The sequence below is a fragment of the Microcoleus sp. PH2017_12_PCY_D_A genome, from assembly GCF_020738565.1.
Classification (GTDB): domain Bacteria; phylum Cyanobacteriota; class Cyanobacteriia; order Cyanobacteriales; family Microcoleaceae; genus Microcoleus.
Map to the genome: position 1 here is coordinate 1 of NZ_JAEQCI010000149.1, position 11,642 is coordinate 11,642.

General features: G+C 45.8%; 10 protein-coding genes and 1 riboswitch. Of the genes, 4 read left to right on the forward strand and 6 right to left on the reverse strand.

From position 1 onward, the window contains the following. Nucleotides 1-128: 128 nt before the first annotated feature. On the reverse strand, nt 129-653 hold the full coding sequence (locus JGK39_RS29640) for a hypothetical protein (RefSeq protein ID WP_293260959.1): 525 nt from the start codon (nt 651-653) through the stop codon (nt 129-131). An 83-nt stretch (nt 654-736) separates the two neighbouring features. Here JGK39_RS29640 and pyrE point away from each other — a divergent pair, with 83 nt between their 5' ends. Both pyrE and dcm read left to right on the forward strand, forming a co-directional pair. Next, nucleotides 737-1,312 carry an orotate phosphoribosyltransferase gene (gene pyrE / locus JGK39_RS29645; protein WP_293260962.1) on the forward strand — a complete coding sequence of 192 codons (576 nt, stop codon included), beginning with the start codon at nt 737-739 and terminating at the stop codon, nt 1,310-1,312. A gap of 283 nt (nt 1,313-1,595) precedes the next feature. Next, nucleotides 1,596-2,882 carry a DNA (cytosine-5-)-methyltransferase gene (gene dcm, locus JGK39_RS29650; protein WP_293260965.1) on the forward strand — a complete coding sequence of 429 codons (1,287 nt, stop codon included), beginning with the start codon at nt 1,596-1,598 and terminating at the stop codon, nt 2,880-2,882. A gap of 45 nt (nt 2,883-2,927) precedes the next feature. Here dcm and thiC read toward each other — a convergent pair whose 3' ends face one another. From thiC to JGK39_RS29670, 4 genes are all read right to left on the reverse strand, one after another. Further along, nucleotides 2,928-4,301: a phosphomethylpyrimidine synthase gene (gene thiC / locus JGK39_RS29655; RefSeq protein ID WP_293260968.1), complete on the reverse strand. Its 1,374-nt coding sequence runs from the start codon at nt 4,299-4,301 to the stop codon at nt 2,928-2,930. Nucleotides 4,302-4,308: 7 nt separating this feature from the next. Beyond that, nucleotides 4,309-4,405, reverse strand: a riboswitch (TPP riboswitch). A 234-nt stretch (nt 4,406-4,639) separates the two neighbouring features. Further along, nucleotides 4,640-5,464: a Uma2 family endonuclease gene (locus tag JGK39_RS29660; protein WP_293260971.1), complete on the reverse strand. Its 825-nt coding sequence runs from the start codon at nt 5,462-5,464 to the stop codon at nt 4,640-4,642. Between the two features lie 218 nt (nt 5,465-5,682). Next, nucleotides 5,683-6,243, reverse strand: a complete 561-nt coding sequence (locus JGK39_RS29665) for a Uma2 family endonuclease (protein ID WP_293260974.1) — start codon at nt 6,241-6,243, stop codon at nt 5,683-5,685. 92 nt (nt 6,244-6,335) lie between these two features. Continuing rightward, nucleotides 6,336-8,417 (reverse strand): tetratricopeptide repeat protein, encoded by a 2,082-nt coding sequence (locus JGK39_RS29670; RefSeq protein WP_293260977.1) that lies wholly within the window; start codon nt 8,415-8,417, stop codon nt 6,336-6,338. Between the two features lie 30 nt (nt 8,418-8,447). Here JGK39_RS29670 and JGK39_RS29675 point away from each other — a divergent pair, with 30 nt between their 5' ends. Beyond that, on the forward strand, nt 8,448-8,735 hold the full coding sequence (locus JGK39_RS29675) for a hypothetical protein (protein WP_293260980.1): 288 nt from the start codon (nt 8,448-8,450) through the stop codon (nt 8,733-8,735). On the opposite strand, the gene JGK39_RS29680 is transcribed toward JGK39_RS29675, so the two are convergent. Continuing rightward, nucleotides 8,721-9,590 carry a 6-carboxytetrahydropterin synthase gene (locus tag JGK39_RS29680; RefSeq protein WP_293260983.1) on the reverse strand — a complete coding sequence of 290 codons (870 nt, stop codon included), beginning with the start codon at nt 9,588-9,590 and terminating at the stop codon, nt 8,721-8,723. The two genes, JGK39_RS29675 and JGK39_RS29680, sit on opposite strands and share 15 nt — an antisense overlap. 422 nt (nt 9,591-10,012) lie before the next feature. Here JGK39_RS29680 and JGK39_RS29685 point away from each other — a divergent pair, with 422 nt between their 5' ends. After that, a complete protein-coding gene (locus tag JGK39_RS29685) occupies nt 10,013-11,512 on the forward strand; it encodes a cyclic nucleotide-binding domain-containing protein (RefSeq protein ID WP_293260986.1) in 1,500 nt (499 codons plus the stop codon). Nucleotides 11,513-11,642: the final 130 nt, after the last annotated feature.

Consider the following 11,642-nt stretch of genomic DNA (forward strand, 5'->3'; position numbering starts at 1 on the left):
AAAGTCCCTACTACGAACCAATTTTCTCGTCGATAATTAAGGTTTGTAGTGAGGACTTCAGTCCTTTCTTTGACTTAGAGTAAATCAGGACTAAAGTCCTCACTACGAACCAATTTTATCATCGGTAATTAATTTCTACGAGCCGGGGATACATTGTACAGTCCTCTAACCGGGCCCGGTGCTGCCTGCGAATCTTGCTGCTGTGCTGGAGGAAACTGCTCTTGGACTCCGGCGGGAGTGGCGAAACAACCGCTCGCTTGAGGTGCTAGCTGGCAAGCTGGAGGTAAGGCCATGACTGAGGCGTCAAAGGGATTGGTGGCATCCGGGACGCGAAGAATGGGATCGCTGGAAACTTGTCGCTGCATGACTCGTCGGTAGAGGCCGCTGATGCGGCTGGCATCGCGCTCGATTTCTTTTTCGGGAAAGGCAACTACGCCGCTGGGGGAACCAATGCCTAGATAGTCGCCCATGTAACCTTGCAAGCTGACGTTGTGATAAAAGTCTCCTGAAGCTTCAAAGAATTGTCGGTTGAAGTTGTTGTCAACGGGGCTAAATCGGGCTGTATCTGCTTGGGCAGGTTTGACGGATGCCAGTGCGGCAGAGGCGATCGCCAGAATCAACGCACTGCTGAGGCTTTTTAACTTTTGACTCATATATTTCAGCTTCTAGATTAATTACGGTTCCAATATAAACTGATTATCGGCGGATTATTTGTGTTTCCTACAAGCTGTAAGTTATGGATGCTGCTGATTTAAATGTGTTGCGCGATCGACTTTTGGATTTATTGTGTGAGTTTGCGTACCGCGAAGGCGATTTTGTGCTGTCTTCGGGGCAGAAAAGTTCTTATTATATCAACTGCAAACCGGTGACTTTGCACGCTGAAGGTGCTTTGGCGACGGGTCGCGTACTCCTCTCGATGCTGCCACCTCAAGTGCAGGCTGTGGGCGGTTTGACCTTGGGTGCTGACCCGATTGTAAGTGCTGTAAGCGTGGTTTCGGCTCTGGAAGGTCGATCGATTCCGGCGCTAATTGTCCGCAAGGAGACCAAGGGACACGGCACAATGGCGTATATTGAGGGGCCGATTTTGCCCTCAGGGACGAATGTTGCGGTGTTGGAGGATGTGGTGACGACGGGTAAATCGGCGATGCAGGCGGTGGAGAGGCTGCGGGGAGCGGGTTATATTGTCGATCGAGTGTTGTCGCTGATCGATCGAGAGCAAGGTGGAGCCGAGTTGTACCGCGAGCAGGGATTGGATTTTCAGGCCGTTTTTACGATCGCGGATCTTAAGGAATGGATTAGTAGCAAGAAATAGGGATGTAAATTTATTGTAGGCTTAGTTGGGTTGGGCGATCGAAATAACACTATAAACATAAATCCCGTAGGGGCCCGTGAGCCCTGAACTCTGCCTTAAAACCAGAGGATTTGTAAACCCGCCCCCACCCATCGACTAGCTTTGTGCTACTCCTTCTACCTAGTAACGCAGATGCTTTCTAATTCTCTCGTTACCAGGTTCTACCTGGTAACGAAGATTCTTTCGCTCTGCCTCCTGTTAAAAATGCTGCAAGATATCAATCTTAACCAGCCATTTTAATGCTATGAAAACCATCCATTTTATCGACCTATTCTCAGGAATAGGCGGCATGAGATTAGGCTTTGAATCAGCCGCGCATTCCTTGAATCTGAAAACAGAATGCCTCTTAAGCAGTGAAATCAATCCCGACGCTCAAAAAGTTTACCACAAAAACTTTAACCACACACCATTAGGCGACATCCGACTAATTAACCAACTACCAGAACACGATATTTTACTAGCAGGATTCCCCTGTCAGTCTTTCTCCGGTGCAGGCAAAAAAGCAGGTTTTGGCGACACACGAGGAACCCTGTTCTTTGAAATAATGAGGCTAATTGATACCGCTCAACCTCAAGCATTTATTTTCGAGAACGTCCGGGGACTTGTCAGCCACGACGGCGGCAGAACCCTCGAAACAATTAAACACGAAATTACCAGTAGAGGTTACAGCTTCGATTACTTTTTGCTCAACAGCTCTAACTTTAGCTTACCCCAAAACCGCGTCCGAGTTTACCTAGTAGGAATTTTAAATGCTTCGCCCCAATTTGGGTTAATTTCCGACTTAGGCCCAAAAGATTCCCATTCCTGCAACCATCAACAGTTATCCTTATTTTCCCCGTTGAGTAAACCCGTCGCAGTTGCAGATATTTTGGAAGACAATCCAGACCAAAAATATGATTGCTCGCCAGAATTTGTCAAGGCATTGAAACCAATCGTTAACAATGATTTAAATCGCTTGCACGGAATGCGACTAATTGACTATCGCGGCGGCAATTCGATTCACTCTTGGGAACTCGGTTTGCGAGGCGAGTGCAGTTTAGACGAAATTGAGTTGATGAATCGTTTTATATTGAAAAGACGCAATAAGGAATTTGGGCATAGCCAAGATGGTAAGCTATTAACTAAAGAGCAAATCGCTACTTTTTTTTCTCATCCCAATCTAGATGAGATTCTGGATTTACTGGTTGCCAAGAAGTACCTACAGCGGAACAACGATTTGTACAAACCTGTATCGGGTAACTTTTCCTTTGAAGTCTATAAATTTCTCGATCCGCAGAAGATTTCTGTAACAATTGTTGCCAGCGATGCAAATAAATTAGGTGTTTATCACAACCGCAGACTCCGCCGGATCACTCCCCGCGAAGCCGCACGGTTACAAGGTTTTTCCGATAGTTTTGTACTGCATTCCAATGATGATAAAGCTTACTATCAACTGGGCAATAGCGTCAGTATTAATGTGGTAAAAGCTGTGGCGAAAGAAGTTATGCAGAATGTTTTGTCATCTACCAAACAAAAAGTTAGTGCCTTTTGAATTGGGAAGGGTGGGCGAATTGATCCGCCCGCCCTAGCAATATAGTTAGCTTAGCGCTACAGGTTCCTTAGCAAGAAACTTCTCCAACTCAGTCAAAGCATCGGCATCAACCTTAGTCTGCATCGGACAGAACTTAGGCCCGCACATCGAACAGAATTCCGCAGTTTTGTAGATATCCGCCGGCAAAGTTTCATCGTGATATTCCCGCGCGCGTTCCGGGTCTAGCGAGAGTTCAAATTGACGGTTCCAATCGAAATTGTAACGCGCTTTGGAAAGTTCGTCATCGCGATCGCGCGCACCCGGACGCCGCCGCGCAATATCCGCCGCGTGGGCCGCAATTTTGTAAGCAATCAGACCGTTTCTGACATCCTCGGCATTCGGCAATCCCAAGTGTTCCTTCGGAGTCACGTAGCACAGCATAGCAGTACCGTACCAACCGGCCATCGCCGCCCCAATTGCTGAGGTAATGTGGTCGTATCCAGGCGCAATATCTGTCACCAACGGCCCCAAAACATAGAAGGGTGCTTCCGAACATTCCTCCATTTGTTTCTTGACATTAAACTCAATTTGATCCATCGGTACGTGGCCCGGGCCTTCCACCATTACCTGCACGTCATGTTCCCAAGCTTTGCGAGTCAATTTACCCAAAGTTTTGAGCTCGGCTAATTGAGCATCATCGGACGCATCGTGAGTGCAACCGGGGCGCAAAGAATCTCCCAAACTAAACGAAACATCGTATTTTTTGAAGATTTCAATGATGTCGTTAAAGTGAGTGTAGAGAGGATTTTGTTTGTGGTGGTGCAGCATCCACCGCGCCAAGATGCCGCCGCCGCGAGAGACAATCCCAGTAATCCGATTTCTTACCAACGGCAAATGCTCAATCAGAATTCCGGCGTGAATTGTTTGGTAATCAACGCCTTGTTGAGCGTGTTTGTCAATGATGTGCAGGAAGTCATTCGCCGTCAGACTTTCCATATTACCGTGCACGCTTTCTAGTGCTTGGTAAATTGGTACAGTGCCGATGGGAACTGGTGAAGCTTTGATAATCGTAGTGCGAATTTCATCCAAATTGCCGCCGCCGGTGGACAAGTCCATCACGGTATCAGCGCCGTATTTAACTGCTAGTTTAAGCTTGTCAACTTCTTCTTCCATATTGGAAGAGTTGGGAGATGCACCGATATTAGCGTTGACTTTGCATCTAGACGCAATGCCGATCGCCATTGGCTCCAAATTCCTATGATTGATGTTAGCCGGAATAATCATCCGTCCCCGCGCTACTTCTTCGCGGATCAATTCTGCTGGGAGATTTTCTCGCTTAGCAACAAAGTCCATTTCCTCAGTGATGACACCTTGACGGGCGTAGTGCATTTGAGATACGTTGCTGTGCCCCTGACGCTTAGCGATCCATTCGGTACGCATATCTTATGTCCTTGATAAACAGCTTCCCTCCGCTGGTATTACCCAGACTCAGGTTCTAAGGGTGTTTTCTCAGCCCGGATATTCGGGCACCCCTAGCTTTAGGATTATGATACTAGCACTTAGGTTGGGGAAAGATTAAATCTTTATAAAAAATTCTACAAATATGTAAACTTTCAATAATTTTAAGAATTTTTATTAAAAATTAAATATTTTTAATCTTGCGATTTATAATGCTCGTAAAGCTCAGCTATTCCAGAGGTAATCGCCCTTTCCCAATTTATGATATTTCTGCCATAAAAAAAGAGCGATTACCCAAAATTTAACAACTAACAAAAAAATCACAATTCATCGGGATTAATGCCCATTTGGCGCAACTTTTCTGCCAAACGATCTGCCCGAAGGCTTTCTTGTTGAGCGCGAAGGCTTTCTTGTTCAGCGCGAAGACTTTCTTGTTGAGCGCGCAGGCTTTCTTGTTTTGCACGTTCCTCCCCTATTAATAACAAATTCCCTTCACTATCCCACCAGCGCAACCAAGGCAAATTCATCTCATCATATTCGCCTTGCCAGATTCCCAATTCAACTCCAAGCTGGGGAATCGGATAGCGTCCGCGATCGTTCGGACTCAGGCGCTGATAGCAGTTGTCTTCTAAATGATACATTTCCACAGCCGCTTTTTTCACTTCATAAATCCCGTAAAAAGGAATGCGGATCGCCTGTTCGTAAACCCAGAATTTGCCAGGTTTTTGTTCTTGTTGTTCTTCTCTATCTGGATCTGGCGGTGGAGTTCTGTCTCGTTCTTCTGAACCGTTTCCCGACACAAATTCAATTGCAATTAGCGGTGCAACGTATTCTTTCCACAATACATAGGAACGCCTCACCTCACCATTTAACAGCGGCGGTACATTGGGAACGTAAAACCAATCTGGCGCTTCGGCACCGCGTTCGGGAGGGTCAGTTAAACGCCAATAAATCCCGCAATCTTGACCGATGCGGTAGCGTGCGTCAGGGTGAATTTGTTGCAAAATCGGCCGCAGGGAATCGGTGAGAATAATGCTTTGAGGCAGTTCTTGAAAGTTTTTCACAAAAGTACCGTCAGACTCGGGCAGTTCGGTGTGGTCTGGGAGATGGGTGACTCCCAATTCAAATGGTTTAGCAACAGTCATAAAACTTTCGCTGATTTGAGGAGTTAAATTGATTATATAGTAAGTCTATTTTTTGGGGGATGGGGAATTGGTAATTGGGAATGGGTAATTGGTAATTGGTAATTGGGAATTGAGACTCCCCAAAATATAATCGATTGCCCGCCTACTTCACTTCCTTACTTTTTGTATATAGTCGCGATTTGTAGTCGGGTAAAGTTTAATTATCTCAAAAAATCAGCCTAACCCAAGATTAAATCAACACTCACTGCAAAATCTGGAAAAGCCAGTGGCGAAAATTCTTGACCGCGCTCAAAGTTTTGTATTAAACTATAGCCATTTGCGGTGGGATTGCGGTAAACTTCTAAACAGTTTGCTTCAAGATCCCACAGCCAAACTTCCTGAATGCCCGATCGCGCATAATTCGGTACTTTCACATCGCGGTCATAATTAACGGTACTATCTGCTACCTCTACCAACAGCAAAACATCCTCGCTATTTGGCAAGGATTCTTCGTAAAAATCGGCGCGGGGTTGGACTAAAGCAATATCAGGTTGCGGTTCTGAGTTATCATTAAGGCAAATAGGATTTTGCACTCTAAAAATAACCAGCGACTCTGGAATGCGGCTGAACATTCGCGCAAGGCGATCGACACGGGCGGCGTGGCGCTTACCAATTGCTGCCATTTGGATAATTTCTCCTTCGATAAGTTCCACTCGTTCGCGATCGCTAAAAACACCAGCCTCACTCATCAAGTGATATTCTTGCACTGTAAATAGCCGTCTTTTCATTTCAACAGACATAACTATTCTCCTTTTTTAGCATTTGGCATAAGTTTACCATTTTTGCCAAAAAAATTCCAATACAGCTCAGTTACCCTGGATCTTATGCCTAATTAAATCTCCGAAGATTCATCGGATTGTGACTGGTTTTGAGTATCTTTTTCGCCTGCGGCAAATCCTTCTGTATCCTGTTTTAATTCTGAGGCAATTGTGCCTCGATCGCGCCAAGCTTCGGCATTTTCTGGTTTGATAGCAATGGCTCGATCGTATGCTGCCATTGCTTCTTCGTAGCGTTTTAATTGCGACAAAGCTGTACCGCAGTGGTGCCAAGCATCGTAGGAGTCGGGCACAATCGCGATCGCCTTTTCGTAAGCTGCGATCGCTTCTTCGTGGCGCTGCAATTTTGCCAAAGATTCGCCTTTACCAAACCAAGCTTCGTAACACTTGGAATTAAGCGTGATTGCTTGGGAGTAAGATGCAATTGCTGCTTCGTGTTGTGATAGTTTGTCGAAAGCTGCGCCTCGATTGTGCCACACTTCAAAATCCTGCGGTTTAATGGCAATTGCTTTGTCGTAGGATGCGATCGCCTCTTGATGGCGCTGCATTTTTCCCAGCACGGCGCCTCTATTGTACCAAACTTCGTATTTGTCGGCGCGGATTTCGAGAGCTCGATCGTAAGAAGCAACAGAATCAGCATAGCGGAGCAATCTCCACAGCATATTACCTCGGTTGTACCAAGTCTCATATCTCTTGGGATTGAGCTCAAGAGCGCGATCGTAAGAATCGACTGCGGCGGCGTACTGCTGTACTTTACCCAGCATCGCACCTCGGTTGTGCCATATTTCGCTGTCGGTTGTTTTGATAGCCAGGGCGCGATCGTAACTGGCGATCGCCTCTTCGTAATGCTGCAATTTACCCAACAAAGCTGCTATGCTGTGCCAACAACCGTATTTTCTCAGCTCGCTCGAACTGGCTCGCTCGTAACAGGCGATCGCCTCTTCGCACCTCTGCAATTTTCCCAGCAAATTCGCTTTATTGTACCACGCTTCGTAATGCTCCGGTTTAATTAATATTGCTTGGTCGTAACTGGCGATCGCCTCTTCATGGCGCTGCAATCTGATTAACACATTGCCGCGCCAATACCACGCCTCAGCCACATTCTTGTTCGTTAAAATAGCTTTTTCCACCCAGGCTAATGCTTCATCATAATTGCCTTGGAAATAAAGCTTTTCGGCTTGCTCGATCTCACCGTCAGCAATCAAATTTTCTCCGTCACTAGCAGGTGCTGTTGCAGAATTTTGTGCATTGTTTGACTGCGGCCCAGGTGCGAGTTTGACAGCTTCTTTGGCAACAATTGCCGGCACCTGGGAAATTTCTTGCACAATTTGAGATTTTTTCTCGTCAACTTCTGTCACCAACACTTGCAGGCGCATGATAAATTGAGATTTGAGAGTCTCAATTTGCTCGACGGAAGATTTGGAAAGTTCAGTTTCTCTCGTTAAAAAATCAAGTGATTGTTTAGCTGCACTCATTTGTGCTTCTAATTCATCCCTCATTTTTTGAGTCAGTTGGCGAGAGTTGATCAGCTCTGATTCCAACACACCAATGCCCTGCAATCTTTGATTGGCATCCCTCACCAACTGTTTGACTACCAGCCGCCGGAACATCCAAAAAAAGCCAATTGTCATCGGTGGAAAAACAGTACCGAGAATTAGCAAAATATTCAGCAGAGTTATGGTATTATTAAAACCATATCCCGATTCTTCACTGTCTGTACGCAGAGAGATAAGATCAAAAGCGTCGCGAACTTGGGGACTGCTTTTAACTCCGGTTTCGATCAATTTAGCCAGCCAGGTTTCTTGTAAAGATTTTGTGAGTTCATCGGTGGCTCTAGCAGGAGGATTCGCTTTGATTTTCACAGCAGGAGATAACTCTGCGCCAGCCGCTGCTACCAGCAAACCAGTCTGGGATTTTAACGCAATTCGTGGAGAAAATTGTTCGTCGGCGATCGTCTCTGGCGCGCTCATTGACTCTGCCGGACGAGATACGGTATTATTTATGGCATCCACAAAGTTGCTGGCCTGCGGTGTCCCACCAGAGATGGGAGGTGCAGCCGGAGCGGCATTAGTTTTAGCAGTTACATTCTGGGATGCGAGGGCGGCCAGAGTCAAGAGAGCTACATTTGAGACTCGCATAAACGTCAACTCACCTAGGAGAAATTAGTGTTGTTTGTCAGCAGATCGGGCGATCGACCTCATACTCTCAGCAGTGACAATAGCTTTGATGAGGAATTCTGGGTTACTATCTCCAAAATACGCCCTGCGTCTGACTTGTCAGGAAAAATGCCAATAATTCTCGCCGCACAACTTGCCTCAAATAACCCTTTCTCGCGCCTCATCCGCCTCCAATCATCCTCGGAATCATCGGGGCGGCTTCACCAATCTGCACAATTTGCCTCAGCTCCAGCTAAACCGCCCCAACTCTCCCGATTTGTAGCTCTAAACCCCAGCTAAAACTGCTTCGATTTGCTGACGATCCGCCGCTGCATCTAAATCTGCACCGTAAATTTCGCAGCTATTATTCGGACTTTCAATCAGCTTAATCTTGTGCAACTCTGCGCCCAATTCCCTCACGGGCGATCGCAACAATTGCCCGATCCGAACCGCAATATTTTCCGCCGTCGGCACAACCTTCTCAAAATAAGCAATATCCTTATTTAAAAAAGTGTGATCGAAAGGTTCAACAACATAATCATCAACAGCTTTTTGCAAAGCTCCCAAATCAGCAATCATCCCAGTCCGCCCATCAATTTCCCCTTTAACAGTCACCTCTAAATGATAGTTGTGACCGTGACCGTTAGGACGAGCACATTTGCCGTAAATTTCCGAGTTTTCTTCAAAACTCAAATCGGGACGAGCCAACCGATGGGCAGCGCTAAAATGAGTGGACAGAGTTAGATAAGCTTCCATGCCGTTTCCTAAATATTCAGCCCAAAGTTCTGGATGTTCAAACAATTGAATTTTGCTCACAGGCAAATGAGGAGCTAGCCGCAGCCAAATTTGCCGTGCTATGTTTTCGGTAGTTGGCAGAGTCTGCCCAAATTCCGGCCACGCTTCGTTAAGGTAGGAAAAATCGAGATCCTTGGTAACTTCCCGCTTGATGACGTGTTTGACATCAGACAGGTTGAGCACCATGCCGTACTCGTCGAGTTCTCCTATCATGGAAACGTAAAGAACGTAATTGTGTCCGTGTCCCGGTGCGCGGGCAGTTGGGCCAAACCGCTCAAAGTTCTCGGCTTCGCTCAACTCCGGCAGCCAGTACCGGTGACTCGCCGAAAACTGTGCCCGACGATTGATGATGCACTGCATAAAAGTCAAGTAAGGTAAGCTTGTTAAGTTCTGTAAAGGACTTACTTCTTAAGGATAAACCAATTTTTGCTGGAATTTTTCGATAATTTTAGGGTGCTGCGAATGAATTTCTACCAATTTTTGAGATATTGGCAACAGGTTGCCTCACCAGCCGCTGGGCTTATTTTGGATGACAACACAGATATCACGGGCAGAAAATACCGCTACAAAACAGTTTCTCGCCATCAGTTGCTTTTCCATCAGTTAAAAATCTTTGAGAAAGTGCGATTCCCTACAGGGTAGCTGCGCTTGACGACCTTTTTGCAACACAGCGCACTCCACAGTTCGAGTTTTTCGCATAAACTCTGCCACAGTGAGGAGTTTGCGGTTCAGTTGCCACCAAAACTAATCATCCATCACCACTTACTCATTACCAAATCTTAATGAATTGGATTACTGAACGAGCCGATCGCTTTTTTGAAAATTTGTATGGTGCGATCGCCACCCCGCTATTTTATGTCGGGGACACTCATCTGTCCATCAGCGCGATCGTCAAACTGATAATCTTATCTCTATTTGCCTTCATTGTAGCTCGAATTATCAGTGAAGGAATCAAACGCAGCCTGCTAGTTAGGATGGGATTGGATCGCGGCAGTCGAGAAGCAATTTCCACCATCATCAGCTATATCCTAGCAACCCTTGGCTGTATATTCGTCATGCAAGGTGCGGGGCTCAACCTCAGTTCTCTCACCGTCTTAGCTGGCGTCGTCGGCATTGGTTTCGGCTTCGGCTTGCAAAATCTCGCCAGCAACTTTATCAGCGGTCTGACCCTACTATTTGAGCAGCAAATTAGAGTCGGAGATTTTATTGAAATAGACCAGTTATTAGGAACAGTTGAAAATATTTCCATCCGTTCCACAATTATCAAAACAATCGACGGACTATTTGTAATCATACCAAACATCAAGTTTGTCGAAACCAACATTATTAACTGGAGTTATAGAGACCCCAGATGCCGCGTCCACATCCCCGTCGGCGTTGCCTATGGAACTGACCCAGTATTAGTTACAGAAGCACTGTTAGTCGCTGCGAGACTGGAATCGAATATCTTATCACATCCTTCTCCGAAAGTTTGGTTTCGCGGGTTTGGAGATAACGCTTTAGATTTTGAACTTTTAATTTGGATTGACCAGCCACAGAAAAGCGATGAAATTAAAAGTGCGGTCAACTTTTTAATAGATTATGAATTGCGCCACCGCAATATCGAAATCCCATTTCCCCAGCGGGATTTGTGGCTGCGGAACCCGCAAGAGTTAACCAAACATTTTCACGATCGCAAAGACGATCATTCAAACGGTCAGGTTTTCCCCCAGAATGCCAAACATTCAGCCGAACTCAAATCTAATTCCACCGTTTCCGAGCCTAAAAAGCAAGGGGTTAAATCCCCTAATAATTGGACGCTACGAGATTTGTTGCGGCGAGTAACTTATTTTGAACAGTGTACAGATGTAGAACTGCGGCAGTTAATTGAATACGGCTACCGACAACTTTTTCCAACAGGACAGATTGTCTGCAATGAAAATGACCCTGGCGATTCTTTTTATATTATTCTTTCTGGTTCTGTAGAAGTTCTTTCTCAAAAAGCCGATCAGTATATTGCAACGCTTCACGAGGGCGAGTTTTTTGGGGAAATCTCTTTGCTGTTGGGAACTCCGAGAACCGCGACTGTTAAAACTAGCGAAGATGCAATTTTGTTTGTGGTGGAGCGCCACGACTTGCAAAAACTTTTAACAGAACAGCCGAATTTAGCAGATCAGATTGCTCAAAAATTGTCCGAACGCCAGCAAGCTTTGAGAGATTTGGGATTGTTAGATGGCGACTCTCTGGAACAAACTCCTTTTATTAAAATCCGGAAGCGAATTCAAGTTCTTTTTGGAATTTAAAATTCAATAGTCAGTAGTCATTAGTCAGTAGTCATTAGTCATTAGTGGTTTCAGAAACCGGGTTTCTCCCGAGATTTATCGAGCTCAAACACAAAACTCGAAGAAACCCGGTTTCTCGCCCCTCATTAGT